The 20,765-nt window shown below is 65.2% G+C and carries 14 protein-coding genes, 1 tRNA gene and 1 rRNA gene; 11 read left to right on the top strand and 5 right to left on the bottom strand.

Annotation, left to right across the window (positions count from 1 at the left end; genetic code table 11):
• Positions 1–74: 74 nt before the first annotated feature.
• From AC1AYP_RS09640 to AC1AYP_RS09625, 4 genes are all read right to left on the bottom strand, one after another.
• Positions 75–2,681 carry a toprim domain-containing protein gene (locus tag AC1AYP_RS09640; RefSeq protein WP_476502812.1) on the bottom strand — a complete coding sequence of 869 codons (2,607 nt, stop codon included), beginning with the start codon at positions 2,679–2,681 and terminating at the stop codon, positions 75–77.
• 212 nt (positions 2,682–2,893) lie between these two features.
• Positions 2,894–3,103, bottom strand: a complete 210-nt coding sequence (locus AC1AYP_RS09635; RefSeq protein WP_476502811.1) for a hypothetical protein — start codon at positions 3,101–3,103, stop codon at positions 2,894–2,896.
• Between the two features lie 447 nt (positions 3,104–3,550).
• Entirely contained in the window at positions 3,551–5,041 is a 1,491-nt protein-coding gene (locus tag AC1AYP_RS09630) for a site-specific integrase (RefSeq protein WP_476502810.1), read from the bottom strand.
• 210 nt (positions 5,042–5,251) lie between these two features.
• A tRNA-Ser gene (locus AC1AYP_RS09625) sits at positions 5,252–5,339 on the bottom strand.
• Between the two features lie 316 nt (positions 5,340–5,655).
• Here AC1AYP_RS09625 and AC1AYP_RS09620 point away from each other — a divergent pair.
• The 7 genes from AC1AYP_RS09620 (at position 5,656) to rpsI (ending at position 13,057) form a co-directional block, all read left to right on the top strand.
• Positions 5,656–7,026 (top strand): CapA family protein, encoded by a 1,371-nt coding sequence (locus AC1AYP_RS09620; RefSeq protein ID WP_476502809.1) that lies wholly within the window; start codon positions 5,656–5,658, stop codon positions 7,024–7,026.
• Between the two features lie 35 nt (positions 7,027–7,061).
• Positions 7,062–8,123, top strand: a complete 1,062-nt coding sequence (locus AC1AYP_RS09615; protein ID WP_476502808.1) for an NAD(P)-dependent oxidoreductase — start codon at positions 7,062–7,064, stop codon at positions 8,121–8,123.
• Positions 8,123–8,764, top strand: a complete 642-nt coding sequence (locus AC1AYP_RS09610) for an IMPACT family protein (RefSeq protein WP_476502872.1) — start codon at positions 8,123–8,125, stop codon at positions 8,762–8,764. The genes AC1AYP_RS09615 and AC1AYP_RS09610 overlap by 1 nt, the downstream gene beginning before the upstream one ends.
• A gap of 22 nt (positions 8,765–8,786) precedes the next feature.
• Positions 8,787–9,437 (top strand): AbrB family transcriptional regulator, encoded by a 651-nt coding sequence (locus AC1AYP_RS09605; protein ID WP_476547714.1) that lies wholly within the window; start codon positions 8,787–8,789, stop codon positions 9,435–9,437.
• 91 nt (positions 9,438–9,528) lie between these two features.
• Positions 9,529–11,694: a 4-alpha-glucanotransferase gene (gene malQ / locus AC1AYP_RS09600; protein WP_476502806.1), complete on the top strand. Its 2,166-nt coding sequence runs from the start codon at positions 9,529–9,531 to the stop codon at positions 11,692–11,694.
• 401 nt (positions 11,695–12,095) lie between these two features.
• Positions 12,096–12,545, top strand: a complete 450-nt coding sequence (gene rplM / locus AC1AYP_RS09595; RefSeq protein WP_476502805.1) for a 50S ribosomal protein L13 — start codon at positions 12,096–12,098, stop codon at positions 12,543–12,545.
• 20 nt (positions 12,546–12,565) lie between these two features.
• Entirely contained in the window at positions 12,566–13,057 is a 492-nt protein-coding gene (gene rpsI / locus AC1AYP_RS09590; protein WP_034527187.1) for a 30S ribosomal protein S9, read from the top strand.
• Between the two features lie 137 nt (positions 13,058–13,194).
• Here the strand turns inward: rpsI and glgX are convergent, their stop codons facing one another.
• Complete coding sequence (gene glgX / locus AC1AYP_RS09585; RefSeq protein WP_476502804.1) at positions 13,195–15,960, bottom strand: glycogen debranching protein GlgX; 2,766 nt, start codon at positions 15,958–15,960, stop codon at positions 13,195–13,197.
• Positions 15,961–16,267: 307 nt separating this feature from the next.
• Between glgX and AC1AYP_RS09580 the strand changes: the two genes are divergently transcribed.
• The 4 genes from AC1AYP_RS09580 to AC1AYP_RS09565 all read left to right on the top strand — a co-directional run.
• Positions 16,268–17,272 carry a zinc-dependent alcohol dehydrogenase family protein gene (locus AC1AYP_RS09580; RefSeq protein WP_476502803.1) on the top strand — a complete coding sequence of 335 codons (1,005 nt, stop codon included), beginning with the start codon at positions 16,268–16,270 and terminating at the stop codon, positions 17,270–17,272.
• 428 nt (positions 17,273–17,700) lie between these two features.
• Positions 17,701–19,008, top strand: coding sequence for an MFS transporter (locus AC1AYP_RS09575; protein WP_034527192.1), 1,308 nt, complete (start codon positions 17,701–17,703; stop codon positions 19,006–19,008).
• 127 nt (positions 19,009–19,135) lie between these two features.
• The gene (locus AC1AYP_RS09570; protein WP_034527195.1) at positions 19,136–19,537 is read left to right on the top strand and encodes a VOC family protein; all 402 of its coding nucleotides are present in this window, start codon (positions 19,136–19,138) and stop codon (positions 19,535–19,537) included.
• 587 nt (positions 19,538–20,124) lie between these two features.
• Positions 20,125–20,765, top strand: a 16S ribosomal RNA gene (locus AC1AYP_RS09565); the annotation flags it as partial.

Genomic DNA, 20,765 nt, shown 5'->3' with positions numbered 1-20,765 from the left:
AGACGGGTAGACGCTGGGGTAGACGGGCGGAAACCGTTGCAATCATTGAGGTAGACGGGTAGACGCGTCTACCTTCACTCGGTACTCTCCCGCAAGCGCCATAGGGAACCCGAAATAGTGGCCCCCGCCTTCACGCAAGACACCTTCGCGTCGTCCTGTTTCGCCATGTCGGCGAGCGCGGTGTTAACGAATGGTCTCCACTTCGGACGTAACCCGTTGCGTATCTGCTTGCCGGTGAATGATTGGCCGCGTCGTTTTTCGAGGAACTGGAGAATCTTCACGGTCGCACCCTCGCGTAGTTCGTCCTGTTCGTCGCGTGCCTCACGGGCGGCGGATTGTTTGAGCTTCGCGAGGTCGGCGGCGCGCTCGCGGCTACGGTCGCGCTCCAGCGCCATGCACTGCCGGCGCACCATCTGCGAGTAGGCGAGCACTTCGCCCGATAGTCTCCAGTCCTCGACGGTCACGGTCAGCGGGTCAATACGGTCGGGGTCGAGCCACGGCAACAGGGCGGCTACCTTGAGGCGTACTAGGTTGCCGTGCATGTCGAGACGGTCGCCCGCCTCTCCCGCCACGATGGCGCGCCGCTGCTCGAACGTGGCGCGCCGCGCCTCTTCCGGGTACGTGACCTCGGTCAGCGGGTAGGCGCTGCCGTGGCCCATCATCGCGTAGCGGTCGCCTTGACGGTACAGGGTCTGTATCGCGTCGGTGTCGTCGGGGAACCGTGTGGCGTCGAGTAGCGGGGCCATGCCCGTATGTCCCCACTCGTCGTACTGGATGACGTGGGTGGGATTGTCGCGCATGTCGGCCCATAGGAACCGTTGCGGTAGTCCTGTATCCGATTGGGAGAATAACAGGCCCGCGTTACCCGGCTGCACGCCCGTTATGAGGTTCAGCCGGTACCCGTATCGGGGCACGCGATACGTGTCGGCCGCGTGCTTGGTGCGGCTTCCCAATGGCTCCCCGCTCCATGCCTTCGTCAACTCGCCCGCCAACGTCGAACCCTGACGGGCCATGACCGCGCCCAACGTACTCACCTCGGGCACGGACAACAGGGCGCGACGGTTCACGCATTGCAGCACGGTACGTGGCCCGTCCCCGTCCTTGTCGCCGCTCTCGTCCGCCACGCGCTCGCAGAACATCGTGGCTAGGCTCTCCCCGCTGCCGGGCTGGGAGGTCACGGCGTCGCGGATGTCCGGCAGCAGGGCGGCGGCGACGCTCTCGGCCGCACCCTTGCCCATGCCACTCGCGCCCACGAGCGCCACGAACGTGTTCAACGACGCGCCGCCCGCGCCAACGAACGGCGGGATTATCACGTGAGGCGGCAGCACCGTAGCCACACGCGCCAATAGGGACATGAATACGCCCCACGGGCTGGTGAGCGACTGCCGGGCCGCGTCACGAATCACGGTCAGATACGGGGCCTCAAGCCAAAACCGCTCGAACCGCTCCACATCCACCGCGCCCGTATCATCGTCCGCGTCGCCCGTACCCGCGTCATCCACAGACACGACGGCGGCGCTCGCCGATGCGTCCGGCTCCGATGCGGGGGCGGGCATGGGTTGTGGCAGTTGCTCGAACCGTTCGCGCAACATCACCGCGTCCGAAGCGTCGTGCGCGGCACCAGTGGCCCGCACCACCGTAAGCGAGCCGGCCACCGGCGTCAGCAGCTCCACCACCTGAGAACGCCACTTGCAGCCCGTCACGTCCCTATCGGCCACGGCGATTACGCGCCCGTCACCTAGCGTGGCCGCGACGTTCTCCACGTCGAGTACGCTTGAGAGATTGCCGCCGCCGCCCGGCGCGGTGGTCGCCGCATACCCGCAAGCCCACAACACGGCCGCGTCCTTCTCGCCCTCCACAAGGAACACCGGATTACCGGCCTTCGCATAAGGTGCCACACGGTCGGCCAACCACAACGAGTGCCGGCCACCGGTATTGCCGTGCTGCCGTATCCGCTTCGCCGGCGAGCGTGACACCTTCAACCCGTCCCCGTACTCGTACACGGCTCCACCGGGATTGTCGTAAACCATGACCTCGCGCCCGTTCGAGCCCACGCACGCCGTATCCGCCTGTAGGGCGCTCGCGAGCGTGCCGGCGTAATCCTCACTACCGCCGCACGCCTTGCAACGCAACAAGGTGGCCGTCGTGAACGGCGCATACAGGACACGCAACGCGTCCGCCTCGCCACACACGGGACACGCGGCAGCAGTCGGCCCATAGGCGGGCGTGACCTCCAGTCGGGTGCACAAGTCCCGGAACGGCGTGGAAAGCGTTCCACGCGCCGATTCCGGCACATACGGGGCGGGTATGTCGAACGGCTCCCACTTCGCCGCGTCCGCTTCGCGCTGCCGTGTCCTGTCGGCGAGCGCCCGCAACTCTTCGGGCGTGAGGGTGGAATACGTGCGTCGGTAGGCGGTGCGGGCCGCGTCGCGTGTGGGGCGGGGCTTGTCGAACAGGTCGCCCCAGTCCAGTCCCAACGCCTTCAGGACGTCGAGAGGTGTACAGTCCGCGAAGCATTTGAGCAGCACGCACCCGCGTTCGCGCCTGTAGACGACGTGCAGTGAAGGCGCGTCGTCGTCGTGCGCGGGGCATTGCATCATGTAGTCATCGTCTCGGCGGGTCTCTATGCGCAAGCCGTGGGCGCGCGCCGCGTCAAGAATCCTGTCTATCGACGTGCTCATATCATCCCCTCACATATGGCGCGGTGCATGGCCGCGAAACCTTGCGGCGAGCGCCTGTAGGGCTTTCGGAATAGGCGGGTATCGGGCGCGCGTCGAGACCGGCGCATAGCGGCATGAACCGTATCGACGGGCGGCACAGGGAGTGAAAAAAGGTGCGCTGGGTTAGCCCCTCGCGGTTGGCGGGGGCTGTGTTCTCAATGGTCATGGCGGCGTCAGCACCCCACGAACTTGTCAAGAGATGCGGTGGTAATCATCACGCGCGTACCGACCTTGATGGCCTTGAGCTTGCCTTCACGCACGAGACGCATGGTCACGCGTTCATCCTTGAATCCCAACGATTCCGTAGCGGCCTTCAACGGCTCCAGACGGCGGCGCGACGCGGCGTGAGTCGGATTCGTATAGACGGGGGTATTAGTATCCATTATTGACCTCCTTGACGAAGCATTTGCTTCGTGTTTGCTTCAAGCAATTGCTTAAGCAATTGCTTTGTGAGATGTACAGGGTGCGCGTCGGATTTGCGTCCGACGCGCGGGGGGTTGTTGAGCGCTCCGAAGGTACCAGCTTCGGGGCGCTCGTTTTTTCGACACGCTTACTGCCGCGTGGGAACACGTGCGGTAGGCGAGCGCACTACGTAGGATAGCGCACCGCCGCGCGTGACGCATTTGGTGTTATAGCGCCGCAGCGCCATATCCAGCCAAAACGAACATTTTCTATGTTCGGTTTATTAAAAACGGTATAAAATGTAATCTTTCTACATCTTTCTGACGGTTTCTGACGGCGTTTGCCACATGTGGTAGGTAGTCCCGAAAAATGTGAGAAATACCCCACCGACTGACGGACATGACTCCACCCTATCCGGCGTGTCGCAATCATGCCATCACCTCCCCCAATAGTCCCGTCATGGTCTCCACTCGCACCGGGGACGGCAGCAGCTCCAGCACACGCGCCCGACGCTCCACCGGCAACGGCCGCAGCACGGCCACGCGCTCCACGGTCTCCATGCCGGCGAGCACGTCGGCGAGCGCTCGCAGTTCTCCCGTATCGTCGCCCGTGTCGGCATCCGAAGCAGTGGCCGGCACGGGCGGCGTCGGTACGGTCGTGGTGTCCGTCGCGCTCGCCGGCGCGTCGTTTCCGTTGTCGTATGCGTTCATGCGGGCCATGACCTCGCCTAGGTGTTGTTCGCCGGTGACTTGGTAGCGGCTCGCGACGGCCATTGTGGTATGCCCGCCCTGTCGCATGACCTCGCTCACCGTGGCTCCCAGTTCCATCATGCGAGAGAGACAGTCCTTGCGGAGGTCGTGCGGGCGCATGGTCTCAAGGCCGGGCACCTGTTCGCGTGCTTTGGCGAACGCGTTGCGGTAGTGCTGCCCATAATGCACGTCGCCGGTGCGGTCGGACGTGAACAGGTGCGCGTCAGAGTCGGTGATTCCACGCTGTTCCATCCATGCGGCCAACCGGTCGGCGAGCGCGCGGGTCATGGGGACGGTACGGATGGAGGAACGGGTTTTCGGTGTGAGTATCGCCGTATCGCCCTTGCCGGTCTTGGGATTCTTCACGCGCTGCACCTGTTCGACCACGTGAATCGTCAACCCGTCAAGGTCGATGTGACGGCGGCGCAATCCCAGCGCCTCACTTTCACGTAGGCCCGCGCCGTTGCATAGCAGCACCACAAGCCGCACCCATTCGGGCATGACGGCAATCAACGCGTCGAGCTGTTCGCGCGTGGGGCGCACCGGCACGTGCTTTACGGCCGGCTTGCCGACCTTCAGCCGGCACGGGCTGGACGGTATGAGCGTGTGTCCTTCGTCGTCTATTGGTGTTTCGGCGGCGCTCTTCATCATCGTGGCGAGGTGACGGTACACGTGGGCGCGCCTGTCCTCAAGGTCGGCGTCGAGCTGCACCGGCCGGAACGCGTCGAACCACCGTTGCACGACTGCCGGGGTTATCGAGGTCATGGGCATATCGCCGAAGAACGGCAGCAAATACAGTTCCAGCGATTCACGGTACTTCTGTTTCGCGGTCTCTTTCAGGTCGGTGCCGTCCGGCTTCTTGCGGTGTTCCACCCACGGGCCGGCATACTCGCGGAACGTGACGGATTCACGCCGGGCCTGTTCCCTCTCCGATTGCGGCGGTGTCCAAGTGCCGGCCTTGATTGCGGTCTGTGCCGCCGTCAACCACGCTTCGCCCTCCCACTCGAACTCTTTCGGCACCATCTTGTAGCAGCGCTGGGGGAGTCCCGGCCATTGGGCGAACGCGTCAATAGGGGTCGCGTATGAGAACTCTAGGTAGTCCCGGCCATGCTTGCGCGTGGGCTTCACGTGGCCGAACGCGCGCCGCTTGCGCTTCGCCTGTCTCGCCATGCAGCACCTCCATGTGGCTTAGTGGGGTACGAGCGTCCCCGGCCGATTTCGTTACCCCACTATGTACCCCACACCGTCCCCATATCCACGCGCCAATACGCGCCATCGCGCGAACGGCCGGCGAGTGCCGGAATGGCCCGGAACCGTTGGAACGCCGCCGTTTTCGGCATGAAAAAAGGGATTCACGAGAAACCGTGAATCCCTAGCGGGCGGAGTGAGGGGGATTCGAACCCCCGAGCCGCTCAAAGCAGCTAACACCTTAGCAGGGTGCCCCTTTCGGCCACTCAGGCATCACTCCACATTGTGTCATGAACACAACAGCATGAAACTATACACCACCCCTCGGATGCGACCCGCCGTATTCACAAAATCCATGATTTTCGCATACCCACATACTGACAGGGAACCTCCGGCACCGCCATCGTGCGTCATGTGTCGCATACCGCGTCGCATGCATATAGGCGGAGCCGGAGGTACGCCATTGTCCGTCCGTCTCCTGCGGGCCATTCTATCCCCAAACGTCGCGCGACACCCGGTTCCCACGGCAATCCCCGTGGCGGCATGGGCGGCGGTATCCTCGACGGAAAGAGCGGGAGAAGAAAGGCAGAGCAGCCATGAGACACATCAACGGCGTCGGTCGTCATACGCCGCCGTCCAGCGGACCGTCACACGTCAGGACCATCGTGGTCGTCGCGCTGGTCGCGGCGATCGTGCTCACGTTCAGTGGAGGCGCGTGGGCGGTATCCACCGGCCGGATCGGCCAGAGCATGGTCGGAGCATCACCGGAAACGCAGGAAACAGCGGCGGCATCCACGGAATCCCGGATCAGGCAGGCCGTGCCCAAGCCCGCCGCCGAGCATCACGGCAACTCCCCGGACTGCCCGGACACGGACTGCATCGCGATGCTCGTCAACGGCGACCTGCTGTTCCATGAGGGTCTGTGGGAGCATTTCGCGGGGCCGGACACCACGGCCACCGACGGCACCGCGTTCGACTTCGACCCGCTGTTCGAGCCGATGAGGAAGTACATCCAGGCCTCCGACATCGCCGTATGCGAGTTCGAGACGCCGATCGCCCCGCGCGGCGGCCCCTACTCCGCGTACCCGGTCTTCAACATCCCGCCCGAGGTGGCGGACGCCGCCAAGCACGTCGGCTACGATGCGTGCACGCACGCCACGAACCATTCGTGGGACCAGGGCTCCGACGGCATCGCGCGCCTGTGGGACACGCTCGACTCGCTGGGCATCGCCCAGACCGGCTCGTACAAGACCGAGGCGGATTCCGTCAAGCCGCTCGTCATCGACTCGCCGACCGGCGGTGGCAAGCTGGGCCTCGTCACCGGCACCGTCTCGCTCAACGGCCAGACTGCCGACCAGGATTGGCGGGTGGACCGTCTGCGCGAAAGCGGCGACCCGCACCATGATTCCGACATCCAACGCGCGGTCGACAAGGCGGACAAGGCGCGCGAACAGGGCGCCGACGTGGTCGCCATCGCCATGCACTCGGTGCAGGAGTACCTCGACTACGCGGATTCCTGGCAGGTGTCCGAGGCGCACGAGCTCGCCGACACGGGCGCGTTCGACGTGATCTATGGCGCCGGATGCCATTGCGCGCAGCCGATCGAGCATTACAACGGCACGTGGATCGTCTACGGTCTCGGCAACGCGGTCACCGTCACCTCGTACATCCCCGGCAACGAGGTGAACAACCAGGGCGTCACCGCGCGCATCCAGTTCGCCGGCAAAAAGGGCGTCAAGGGGTCGTGGCGCGTGAGCCGCATCGACTGGCTGCCCACCGCGAACATGCGGCAGGGCCAATACGTGTGGTGCCCGATCTCCTCCGACCATCCGGACGGCACCTGTTGGAACGAGACGGAGGACGCGAGGCAGCGCCAGCGCATCTCGAACGTCATCTACGCGATGGGCGCCGATCCGGACGTCGTGCACGAGTGGAACATCACGGGCGAACGACAGGCGACCCGGTGACGCGCACCCGCGCCGACCGCGCTAAGGTAGGCTCCATGACCATGCCGCACACGCCATCCGCCACATCCCCGATCATCCTCGACACCCAGCCGGAGCGCACCGACCTGCCGCTCGTCGTCATGCCCGCCGTGCTTGGCTCGATGATTGCGCCGCTCACCGCGCAGCTGGAACGTCTGCATGACGTCGCCCGCGTGCACATGTACGGCGACTTCACCGAGGACGAGGACCTCATCGCCAGTCGCGTGGCCGGCGCGACCGTCATGCTCAACGGCGGCCCGCACATCTCCGACGCGCTGCTGCGCCGCCTGCACGCGGACGGCCTCAAGTGCATCGTGTTCTCCGGCACCGGCGTCGCCAGCTACATCGATCTGGCGCTCGCGCGCGAGCTCGGCATGCGCATCTGCAACGCCGTCCACTACGGCGACGCCGCCGTCGCCGAACACACGTTCGCCCTTCTGTTCGAGCTCACGCGGCATGTCGGCGCGCTCGACGCGGGCGTCAAGGCGGGCGGCTGGTCCGGTCCGTTCGCGGACGGCATGCAGCTCGCCGGCCGCCGTCTCGGCATCATCGGCCTCGGCGGCATCGGCGGCGCCGTCGCGCGGATCGCGCGGGCGCTCGGTATGGACGTGTCCGCATGGTGGACCGGGCATACGCCGGTCGACCGGTTCACGCGGTACGGCGTCACGCCGGTCGACGACCTCGGCGCGCTCATCGCTGCCTCGGACGTCGTCACCGTCCACCTGCCGCTCATCGACGGAGCGACGCGCGGCATCGTCACCGCCGACCATCTCGCACGCCTCAAGCCCGGCGCGTTGTTCGTCAACACGGCGCGCGCCGAGGTCATCGCGCCGGGCGCGCTCGCGGAACGTCTCGCGCGCGGCGACGTCCACGCGGCACTCGACGTGTTCGACAAGGAGCCGCTTCCCACCGACGACCCGTTGCACGCGATGGACAACGTGATCCTCACGCCGCACGTCGCGTGGCGCACCGACGGCGCGTTCGCCGATCTCACCAGGCAGATGGCGGACGCCACGCTCGCCTACCTCACGGGCGGCGACGTGAACGTCGTCGTCTCCGAACACGATCGCGAGGCGTGATGCGGACGATCCTCGACCCGACGGACCAGCCCGCGCACGACGCGTTCGTCGAGAAGAAATCCGAGTTCATCGGCGACGCCGCGCACGTCGCGACGCTCGACGAGGCGCTCGCCTTCGTCGAGCGGATCCGCGAGCGGCATCCGAAATCACGTCATGTCGCCTACGCGGCCGTCTGCGGCGGCGCCGACGGCCGCGTGGCGGAGCGCATGAGCGACGACGGCGAGCCGTCCGGCACCGCCGGCAAGCCGATCCTCGACGTGATCCGCGCGAACGACCTCACCGACTGCGTGGTCGCCGTGACGCGGTATTTCGGCGGCATCCTGCTCGGCTCCGGCGGGCTCATCCGCGCGTATTCGACCGGTGCGTCGATCGCCGTGAAGGCGGCGCGGCAGGCGGCGATCGTGCCGTGCCGGCGCTACCTCGTCGCGTTGCAGTACCCGCAGCTCAAACGGTTCCAGCAGATCCTCGCCACGGTGCACGGCACGCAGTCCGACGAGACGTACGCGGCCGACGTGACGCTCGTCGCGTCGCTGCCGGTCGACGAAGCTCCGCGATTCGAGGATCTCGTGCGCGAGACGTTCAATGCGACCGTCGTGCCGGAGCCGCTCGACGTGGTGAACCGCGCGGTCGCGCAGGACTGACACGCGCGGTAGGCTGGGGCGCATGAGCGACACCGATTTCGAGCCGTTGACCGTCACCTACGAGCATCTGCGCCATAGCGAGGATTCCGCCGAACTGTCCGAATTCGCGCGACGCGAGCTGCCCGACCGCGCCGACCAGGCCGCGTTCTCGCGCGCCACCGCACTGCTCGAGGCCGTCGGCGGCAACCCGCATACGCCGGTCGCCGACCGCGTCTTCCTCGCCGAGACGATGCCGTTCCCGAACGTGCTCGTCAAACTCGCCGCGGATCCGGAACCCGAAGTACGCAAGGCGGTCGCCGGCAACGAAAGCGACAAGAACTGGCTGGTCGGGCGCCTCACCAAGGACCCGGTGCCCGAAGTGCGCGACGCGGCGCTGCGCAACACGAAGACCTCGTGGAAGATGCGGCTCGAAGGCGCGCAGAACCCTGAGGTGGACGCGGCCACGCTCGCCTTCCTCGCCACGCTCGGCACCGAGCTCGAACCCGGCGCGCCCGCCGTGCTCTCCTCGATGGTGCGCCGCGCGGTGGCGCTCAACCCGAACGCCACGCCCGAGACCGTGGCGAAACTGGCCGACGACCCCTCCGCCGAGGTGCTGCACGCCGTGGCGAAGCGCAAGGCCGCACAGGCCGGCTGGCGGGCCGGCGGGTCTTCCGGGGCGACGGGCCCGGCCTGAAGGCGGCTCACGCGCGCGAGTAGTGTACGGCATCGCCCATGTAAACCCCACGTGTCGGCGTTTTCTCCACCTCGGCGTTACACTGGGAGCCATGACTGAGAGAACGGAAAGCGCTGAGCGGCTCGCCCGTCCGCTGATTCAGCTGGCCAAATTGGTGGGCATCGGCACCAGCTATGTGGGGATGAGCGACGACTACCACGAGATCGAGGACGATGTCCTGGTGGATCTGCTCGCCGCCTTGGGCATCGACGCCTCCGGAGAGGATGCGATCCGCGGTTCCATCAAGCACATCCGCGACGCGCGTCGCAGCCGCCTCGTACCGCCCACCGTGCTGCACACGGTCGGCGAGGACACGCGCGTGCTCGTCAACGGCGGCGTGTTCGACCTGCCGAAGGCGACCATCACGCTCGAAAGCGGCGAGGATTACGGCAGGACGCTCGACTACGGTCCCGGCGACGGCTCGAGGGCCTACGTGCTCAACGACCGGTTCATCACCACGTCGTCGATCACCATCCCCGCCGACCTGCCGGCCGGCTACCACACGCTGCACGTCACGGTGGGCGAAACCACGCAGGACGCCACGCTGATCAGCGCGCCGTCGCGCGTCGAACTGCTCGACGAGATGAAGAACGGCCGCCTGTGGGGCTGGATGGCGCAGCTGTACTCCATCCGCTCCGCGAACTCGTGGGGCGTGGGCGACTTCCAGGACCTCGCCGACCTGCTCAAGGAGGCGAAGCGCCGCACGGGTAGCGACTTCGCGCTCATCAACCCGGTGCACGCCGCCGAACCCGTCTCCCCGCTGACGCCGTCGCCGTACCTGCCGATCGCGCGCGGTCTCGTCAACTTCACGTACATCCGCCCCGAGGCCATCGAGGAGTACCAGCTGCTCGGCAAAGAGAGCCTCGCGCAGGTCGAGGAGCTGCACTCCTCCGTCGAGCCGCTCAACGGCGACGCCCAGCTCATCGACCGCGATTCGATGTGGCGCGCGAAGATGCACGCCCTGTGGATCATCTTCAAGCTCGGCCGTTCCCCGGAGCGCCAGCAGGCGTTCGCCGACTACTGCAAGGCCGCCGGCGACGACCTCGAAGGCTACGCCACCTGGTGCCTGTGCTACGACAAGTGGGGCGCGCCGACCCGCGAGCTCGACAACTGGGAGCAGAAGTTCACCAAGGATTCGCCCGAGGTCCAGGGGCTCAAGCAGCAGTTCCCCGACACGCTCAACTTCTACCGCTGGCTCGAATGGATCGCCACCGAACAGCTCGACCGCGCGCAGCGCGAGGCCCGTGAGGCGGGCATGCGCATCGGCCTCATGGCCGATATGGCCGTCGGCGTGCACGCGCTCGGCTCCGAGGTCTGGTGGCATCCGGAGAACTTCGCGAAGGGCGCGACCGTCGGCGCCCCGCCGGACATGTTCAACCAGCAGGGCCAGGATTGGAGCCAGCCGCCGCTGAGCCCGATCGCCCTGGAGAACACCGGCTACGCCCCCTACCGCAACCTCGTGCACAACATGTTCGCGCACGCGGGCGCGGTGCGCATCGACCACATCCTCGGCCTGTTCCGCCTGTGGTGGGTGCCCGCCGGGCGCAAGCCGGTGGACGGTGCCTACGTGCACTACGATTCCGAGACGATGCTCGGCATCCTCGCGCTCGAGGCCTCCCGCGCCGACGGCGTGGTCGTCGGCGAGGATCTGGGCGTCGTGCCCGCCTACGTGGCCGATTCGCTGTCCAAGCACGGACTGCTCGGCTGTGCCGTCGAATGGTTCGAGCAGCGCGACGGCAAGTTCCGCGCGCCCTCCGACTGGCGTCCGTACGCGCTCGCCTCGGTCAACACGCACGACCTGCCGCCGGCGGCCGGATACCTCGAGCTGGAGCATGTCGAGCTGCGCGAGCGCCTCGGCCTGCTCACCGAGCCGAAGGAGAAGGTCGAGCAGGACGCCATGAACGAGCAGAACGCCATGCTGGAGATGCTCGTGCGCGAGAACTACCTCGACGCCGACTTCGCCGACCATCGCGAGGATCACGAGCAGGACATCATCGAAGCGCAGTATCGCGCGCTCAAGGGCTCGCCGTGCAAGCTGCTCGCCGCCTCCATCACCGACGCGGTGGGGGAGAAGCGCGCGCAGAACCAGCCGGGCACCAACAACGAGTACCCGAACTGGCGCATCCCGCTCGCCGACGACAAGGGCGACGTGGTTCCGGTCGAAGGCCTGTTCGAGCGCGAGTCCGTGCAGCGCCTCGCCGCCATCATGAACGGCTGACGCGTTCGGACGAACGGTTGATGTGCCGTCCGTGTCCCTGACGGCCGAAAGTCCGCTCCCTTCACGGGGAACGGACTTTCTTTATTCTGCGCCCCCTTCAGGGGGAGCTGGCGGCCGCAGGCCGACTGAGGGGGGGTGCCGGGAGCGTCGGGGCGGAACGGCCCCGCCCGACTCCCGATTCTCACCGCCACGACACGCCCGGGGTGATGTCAAGGCCGGCGATATACTAGTGGATTGTTGTGTTTCCCTAAGGGGTCCTTCAAAGCGCTTTCCCACTCGCCATCGAGGACTTTCAGGGAGCCCACGGATAAAGAGGTCTGAAGCTTATCGGATCGCGCGCCCTAACCAAGCGCACACCGAGCAGCCGAAGCCCGGAACACAATAGTGAAAAGGTAGATACAGTGAAGACTTTCACTCCGAAGCCAGCTGATCTGACTCATGACTGGTACATCGTCGACGCTTCCGATGTGGTGCTCGGTCGTCTCGCCTCCCAGGTCGCGAACCTGCTGCGTGGCAAGAACAAGCCGACCTTCGCGCCGCACGCCGACTCCGGCAACTACGTTATCGTCATCAACGCCGACAAGATCGCGCTGACCGGTAACAAGCTGGGCAAGGAACTGTACTCGCACTCCGGCCGTCCCGGCGGTCTGCGTCGCGACAAGTACTCCGAGCTGCTCAAGAACAAGCCGGAGCGCATCATCACCTCCGCCGTCAAGGGCATGTTGCCGAAGAACCGTCTGTCCAAGGTGCAGCTCGGCCGTCTGCGTGTCTTCGCCGGCTCCGAGCATCCGCACGCTGGCCAGAACCCGCAGGTCTTCGAGATCCAGCAGGTTTCTCAGCAGGCTAAGTGAACCGAAGGGAGATAGAGAACATGGCTGAAAACACCAACAACTCCGCGGTTCAGGAAACCGAAGAGGAGCTCACCAGCTACACCACCGAGACCAACGCCGGCGCCGGCACCGGCACCTCCGCGATCGAGCCGGGCTACGGCACCGGTCGTCGCAAGGAGGCCGTCGCCCGTGTCCGCCTGATCCCGGGCTCCGGCAAGTGGACCATCAACGGCCGCACCCTGGAGGAGTACTTCCCCTCCAAGCTGCTGCAGCGTGAGGTCAACTCCCCGATCGTGCTCCTCAAGCTCGAGGGCAAGTTCGACGTCGTCGTCCTCGTCGACGGTGGCGGCACCACCGGCCAGGCCGGCGCCATCCGCCTCGGCGTGGCCCGTGCGCTGAACGCGATCGACCGCGACGCCAACCGCGCCGAGCTGAAGAAGGCCGGCTTCCTGACTCGCGACGCCCGCGTCGTCGAGCGCAAGAAGGCTGGTCTCCACAAGGCCCGTCGCGCCCCGCAGTTCTCCAAGCGTTGATTCGCCTGGGCGCTGCCCATCACGACAAGGAACCCCGTCACCGTTCATCCGGTGGCGGGGTTCCGTCGTTTTCGTAGGGGGCTTACGGAGCGTCCCGGGATCTCGCGGAAGACCCCGGGAGCTTGGGACCCCGGTCCTCAGCTCAGCTGCTTCATCAGGCTGATGCTGAGTGCGGGGAACGTCCACACGTTCGTGTCCGGCTCGGACTCCGTCTCGGCACCGGTCGCGGCCTCCGGTTGTGCCGGCGCGGCGGTGGGTCCGGTGGGTCCGGTGGATTCCGGTCCGGAATCGGCGACGGCCGCGTCGGCGTCCTTCACGTTCGCGGCGTTCGTACCGTTCGTGCCGTTGCCGTTCGCGACGTTCGCGCCACCCGTAGCAAGCGGCGTCGGGATGGCGCCGGTCATGGCGTGCGCCGCCTGCTGCGGCTCCGGCGCGTGCCGGTGCAGCAGCAGTGCCGCGGCCTTCTCGGCTCGCGCCTGCTCCTCCTTCTCCGCGGCGGCCTTCGCCTCCGCGTGGGCGATCGCCTTCATGTCCGCGTCGAGCGCGTCGGACAGCTGGCGCGCGGTGGCGCCGTCGCCCTCGCCCTGCATCCGTTCGACCAGATCGTGGATCTCGCTGCTTTCGGGCACGCTGATCGTCCACAACGTCTGCTGGCCGTCCAGTTTGAGATCCGCGACGGCGCGGCCGCGGCCGGGCATATGGCCGGTGCTCTCCGCCGAGCACCATGCGGGCGTCCATTCGCTGTCCGAGGGGAGTCGGAACTGCTTGTCCTCCGGCACGCCGTTGATGACGATGAGGATGTCGGTCTCACTCGCGTCGAGCAGCTGCATCGCGAAACTGCGCTGGCCGAGGTCGAACCAATCGCGTTCCATCGGCGTGGTGCCGTTCGGCAGGAACCATTGGATGCGGCTCGACGGCTTGAGCAGGCCCAGCTGCGTGAGCCTGGTGAAGAAGCCCTCCTGATGGTACAGGTCGAGCGACTTGCGCAGGGCCACCAGCTTCGACACGGTCTCGAGGCGGTGCATGTGCCAGCTCTTCTCCGGCTGGTACAGCCAGTCCCATTTCAGGTAGCTGATCGGGCTGTCCTGGCAGTAGGCGTTGTTGTTGCCGTCCTGCGAATTGCCGAATTCGTCGCCGGCGAGCATCATCGGCGTGCCGAGGCTGAGCAGCAGCGTGCCGAGCATGTTCATCGCCGCGCGTTCGCGCCGCGCCACGATCGTCACGTCGTCGGTCTCGCCTTCCGTGCCGAAGTTCGCGGAGTGGTTGACGTTCGAGCCGTCGTTGTTGTTCTCGCCGTTCGCCTCGTTGTGCTTGTTCGCGTAGCGGGTCAGATCGGTGAGCGTGAATCCGTCATGGCAGGTGACGAAGTTGATCGACGACGCGGCACCGCGGCCCGGATCGGTGGCGAACAGGTCGGCGGATCCGCACAGGCGCGTTGCCATCTCCTGCATGCCGATGCGGCCGACGCGTCCGCCACCCTCCACGTCGGTGAGCCAGAACTGGCGTGACGTGTCGCGGAACCGGTCGTTCCACTCGGCGAACGGCACGGAGAACTGCCCGGTGCGCCAGCCGAGATTGCCCAGATCCCATGGTTCCATGATGAGCTTGAGGTTGCCGAGCAGCAGGTCGGCGCGCAGCGCGTACAGGAACGGGTGGTGCTGCGTGAACTCGCCGTTGAGGCGGGCGAGCGAGACGCCCAGGTCGAAGCGGAATCCGTCGATGCCGATGCGTTTCGCCCAGTAGCGCAGCGAGTCGATCGCGAACGTGACGACGTGCGTGTTCGTGAAGTCGAACGTGTTGCCGCAGCCGGTCGTATCCTCCAGACGGCCGATGTTGTTCTTCTGTCGTCGGTACGTGGAGATCGCGTCGAGGCCGCGCCAGCAGACGGTCGGTCCCTCCACGCCGCCCTCGCACGAATGGTTGTAGACCACGTCCATGATGACTTCGAAGCCTGCCTCGTGCAGGGCGCGCACCATGTCGATGACCTCCTGGCGCACCGCCTCCGCTCCGGCCTCCTGCGCGGCCTTCGTCGCGTAGGAGGGTTCGGGGGCGAAGAATCCGAGCGTGTTGTATCCCCAGTAGTTCACGCGATTGCGTTCCTGGAGGAACACCTCCGGCTGTTTCGCCTGGATCGGCAGCAGCTCGATCGAGGTGACGCCGAGCCCTTGCAAGTAGGCGAGCGTGGTGGGGTGGGCGAGACCGGCGTAGGTGCCGCGAAGCTCCTCGGGCAGCCACGGCGCCTGCGCGGTGAAGCCCTTGACGTGCAGCTCGTAGATGACGGTCTTGCTCCACGGGATGTGCGGATGGTCCGGGTCGTCGTCATGCTTGGTCTTGTCGCGGTCGTCGATGGCGACGGACAGCGGCATGTGGCCGAGCGAGTCGACGGTGCTCATATTGCCGAACGCGGAGCCGGTGACGCGGTTGTCCTTCACCTCGCACTCGTAGGAGAAGGCGGCGGGGGAGAGCTCCATCGTGCCGTCGATGCCCTTCGCGTACGGGTCGAGCAGCAGCTTGTACGGGTTGAAGCGCACGCCGTGGCGCGGGTCCCATGCGCCGTCGACGCGGAATCCGTAGCGCATGCCGCTCCACGCCTTCGGGATGTGCACGTACCACAGGCCGTAGTTGGGGCCCTGCATGCGGAACAGGGTCTCGCGCACGTAGAGGTCTTCGAGGATGCGCATGCAGACGGGGAATTCGCGGATCTGGTCGACGAACGGCACGTTCGGCACGTCGAACAGTCGGATGGCGTCCTGATAGAACGCCGTGGGGTCGTCAAGCGATTCGATCACGCTCAGCCACACCTGATCGGCGGTTTCGGACCGGACGACGACGTCCGCGCCGCCGTCCTCGGTGAAGTAGAAGCCCGGGCGGGTGGCGTAGCGATGCAGCGGTGGATTTCTCATACACCCATTGTAGACGTGTCGGGTTTTTGCGGGGATTGCCGGTGGTTTCCTGCGGTTTTCTCCGTGGGCGGTGCACCTGGTTCGTGCCGTACGGCTGCCGGGAATGGCGGAATTCCGGGCGACACGCCGATGTGATTCGGTTTTAGAAAATGAATTTGCAAAACTCAAGAAAAGAAGTTATAGTGTGTATCAACACCTCGCAGGGAACGCGAGATGAACGAACTTCAACACCGTCGGTGACGACGGAAGAACAAGGAACAACACAGCAACAGTCTTCGCAGTCGAAGGCGCATCGAAAGGAACCATCATGAAGGCACTCGTGCTCACCGGCGTCAAGCAGTTCGAGATCCAGGATCTGCCCACCCCCGAGATCGCGCCGAACGAGGTGCTCATCAACACCGCCTACGCCGGCGTCTGCGGCACCGACCACGATCTGTACGCGGGCCGTCCGGGCTCCGCCGCCGCCGTCCCGCCGATCGTCCTCGGCCACGAGAACTCCGGCATCGTCGAGGCCATCGGCTCCGAGGTCACCAACGTCAAGCCCGGCGACCGCGTCGCCGTCGATCCGAACATCTACTGCGGCCAGTGCGAGTTCTGCCTCACCCAGCGTCCGGAGCTGTGCGACCACCTGTCCGCCGTCGGCGTGACCCGTGATGGCGGCCTCGCCGAGCAGTTCACCGCCCCGGCCACCGTCGTCTACAAGCTGCCGGACAACGTCTCCCTCAAGGACGCCGCCGCCATCGAGCCGATCTCCTGCGCCGTGCACGGCGTCGACCTGCTCAAGCTCAAGCCCTACCAGAAGGCCCTCGTCATCGGCGACGGCTTCATGGGCCAGCTTTTCGCCCAGATCGTGCAGGCCTACGGTGTGCACCAGGTCGACCTCGCCGGCATCTTCGACGAGAAGCTCCAGCGCAACCAGGAGCTGTTCGGCGTGAAGAACATCTACAACACCACCCGCGAGGCCATCCCGGAAGGCGCCTACGACGTGATCATCGAGGCCGTCGGCCTGCCCCAGACCCAGGCCCAGGCCGTCGCCGCCGCCAACAAGGGCGCCCAGGTGCTCATGTTCGGCGTCGGCCCGCAGGAGGCTCACTTCGAGATGAACACCTACGACATCTACAAGAAGCAGCTGACCATCCAGGGCTCCTTCATCAACCCGCTCACCTTCAAGGACGCGATCAGCCTGCTGGAATCCGGCAAGATGAACGTCGACCCGCTCATCAGCCACGAGCTCGAGCTCGAAGAGGTCCAGGACTTCCTCGACGGCAAGATCAAGGGCGTCTCCAAGGCCGTCGTCAAGCTCGCCCACTGAGTCCCGCAGCCGTGGCTCCGCTCCGGTCGGCGGGGCCGAGACCCGTCTTCGCCCCCGCTGGCGGGGGCTCCCGGCGGAGCCGGGTGGGGGGGCGCGTCGGCGGGGCTCGGCAAGGACGTGGATTCCTGTCCTCGCCCCCGCTGGCGGGGGCTCCCGGCGGAGCCGGGTGGGGGTGGTCCGCGCGACTGTCCGCACTCGTCCGCAACCACCCTCCGGCGCTGCGCGCCACCTCTCGCCAGCGGGAGGGAGCCATAACGGCCCATTCACCCGCCGGCGTTGCGTGACTCCTCCGTCAGTGGGAGGGAGTCGTGGCTCCGCTCCGTTTCATAGACTTGGCCGCCGGTTTTCCCCTTTTTCCCGGCGGCCATTACACTCTTTGGTCATATACCGCCCCTTATCCGACAACGATGTTTATGTAGGGATTATTCATGATTCGCTTCTTCGAAAAGTTCGGCATCCCCCGCGTGCTGCTCCTCGGCTTCCTCGCCGTGGCCATCTTCATGACCGGCGACGGCTTCGAGCTCACCTTCCTGTCCAAGTACATGGTCGATCAGGGCTTCACCGCGGCGCAGGCGTCCGGTCTGGTCACCGTCTACGGCCTGTTCGCCGCACTCGGCGGTTGGACGGCCGGTGTGCTCGCCGAGATGTTCGGCGCTCGCCGCGTTATGATGTTCGGCGCCTGCTGGTGGATCGCCGTTCACCTGGTCTTCCTGGGACTCGCTTTGCCCAGCGGCATCTATCCGTTCATCCTCGCCGTCTACGCGGTGCGCGGCATCGGCTACCCGCTGTTCATCTACTCGTTCGTCGTGCTGATGGCGCAGTACATCACCCCCGCCCGTCTCGCCTCCGCCACCGGCTTCTTCTGGACCTGCTTCTCGCTGGGCATCGGCGTGTTCGGCGCGTATCTGCCGAGCTTCATCATGCCGCACTTCGGTGAGTACCGGACCTTCTGGTTCGCGCTGCCGTTCTCGATCGTCGGCACCATCATGTGCTTCCTGTTCGTGCCGAAGAACAAGGTCGTCAAGGGTGAGGGGCTGAGCACCAAGGAGAAGCTCAAGGAGCTCACCGACGGCGCCACCATCCTGTTCACCAACCGCAAGATCGCCATCTGCGCCATCATCCGCATCATCAACAACCTGCTGCTCTACGGCTTCCCGGTCATCATGCCGCTCTACCTGTGCACCACGAAGTACGGCGGCATCAACATCTTCAAGACCGAGGAGTGGATGCGCATCTGGGGCTTCGTGTTCGTCGTCACCCTGATCTTCAACACCTTCTGGGGTTGGTTCATGGACCGCTTCGGCTGGGTGTGGCCGATGCGCTGGTTCGGTTGCGGCGTGCTCGCCGTCGGCTCCGTCGCCTTCTACTACATCCCGCAGTGGTTCGGCGCGAACGCGCTGATGATGATCATCGCCTCCATCATCGTCGGCATCGGTACCTGCGCGTTCTCCTGCCTGCCGACCATCATGACGCTCGAAGCCCCCGGCAAGCAGGGTGCCGCCCTCTCCGCCTACAACCTGGCCGCGGGACTCACCACGTTCGTCGGTCCCGGCATCGCCACGGTCCTGCTGCCGTCGATCGGCATCGAAGGCATCTGCTGGACGTACGCGGCGCTGTACGTGGTGGCGCTGCTGCTCACCTGCACCCTGCACCCGAAGCAGCCCGGCTTCGACGAGAAGGGCCACCGCATCAAGGAAACGAAGACCGAGACGGCGGAGTCTGCGATCGCGGCCTGATCGGCAACGAAATACCAATGATTGATCATTCGGGCGGCATGGCGTCGGCCGCGCCGCCCGAATGACGGATTATCCTGAACCTGTCGAGACAATCGAATCAACCATCACCATTCAAAGGAGAATCATCATGGCCAAGAAGATGACCGAATTCACCACCGACTTCCAGCACTCCGGCATGATCGCCAAGGACCTGGATGAGACCATCAAGTTCTACACCGAGACGCTCGGCTTCGAACTCGCCGGCCTGTTCCACAACGGTGAGAACCGTTGCGCCTTCCTGCGCTACGGCCACCTGACCATCGAGACCTGGGAGGGTGATCCGGCCCCGCTGACCACCGGTGCGATCAACCACTGGGCGTTCGACGTTCCGGATATCGAGGCCGCGTGGGAGAACGCGAAGGAACTCGGTCTGGAGATCAAGGAGGATGAGATCCAGTCCATTCCGAGCTTCTGGGACAAGGGTATCCGCTACTTCAACGTCTTCGGCCCGAACCGCGAGACCCTCGAATTCTGCGAGATCGTCAAGTAACCCGCTCCGCCTCTCCATCCAACCAACAGTCTGCGCATGGCCGCCGCGTTCATCCGCGTCGGCCATGCGCATTCGTGCCTATGGAACGGATTGTGTCGCGTGGTGTTGTGGTGGTGTTGGTGGGCTGGTGTCTCCTCCCGTTGTCGCGTGGTGTCGCGTGGTGGTGTGTGGGTGTCGGTGGGTGGTTGTTGGTTGCGTGTTGGTGGTGTGTTGGGTCTTGTTTTCGACACGCCGGTGTTTTGGCTTGTTTCTGGGGTTTTTGGGGTGTTGTGTTGGGGTTGGTTTGCGTTGTGGTGGTTGGTGGTGTATGTTTGTCACTCGCTGCCGCTGAGCGGCTTGGTTCTTTCCTTGTTGGTTGGTTCCGGGGTTGTTCGGTGTGTGTGGTGGTTTGAGAACTCAAGAGTGTGTTGTACTACTTACTTCTTTATAGTCAATGATTGCCAGTCCGATGCCGGCTCCGGTTTTGCTGGAGTGCCCGAGGGGGTTTGAATGGTGTCGGGGTTTTTGTGCGAACCTCTTTCCTTATAAGGGGTTCCGTCTTTTTTCTTTTTCGGGAGTCATCTTTTCGGATGCTTTCTGCAAGTTTTTTTGTGGAGGGTTCGATTCTGGCTCAGGATGAACGCTGGCGGCGTGCTTAACACATGCAAGTCGAACGGGATCCTGCCAGCTTGCTGGTGGGTGAGAGTGGCGAACGGGTGAGTAATGCGTGACCGACCTGCCCCGTACTCCGGAATAGCTCCTGGAAACGGGTGGTAATGCCGGATGTTCCAGTTGATCGCATGGTTTTCTGGGAAAGGGTCTTACCGGTACGGGATGGGGTCGCGTCCTATCAGCTTGACGGTGTGGTGATGGCGCACCGTGGCTTCGACGGGTAGCCGGCCTGAGAGGGCGACCGGCCACATTGGGACTGAGATACGGCCCAGACTCCTACGGGAGGCAGCAGTGGGGAATATTGCACAATGGGCGCAAGCCTGATGCAGCGACGCCGCGTGCGGGATGACGGCCTTCGGGTTGTAAACCGCTTTTGGCAGGGAGCAAGGCGTTTTTTGGCGTTGAGTGTACCTGTCGAATAAGCACCGGCTAACTACGTGCCAGCAGCCGCGGTAATACGTAGGGTGCAAGCGTTATCCGGAATTATTGGGCGTAAAGGGCTCGTAGGCGGTTCGTCGCGTCCGGTGTGAAAGCCCATCGCTTAACGGTGGGTCTGCGCCGGGTACGGGCGGGCTGG

It is taken from the genome of Bifidobacterium sp. LH_424, from assembly GCF_056356895.1.
This window is presented reverse-complemented; position numbering and strand designations above follow the sequence as displayed.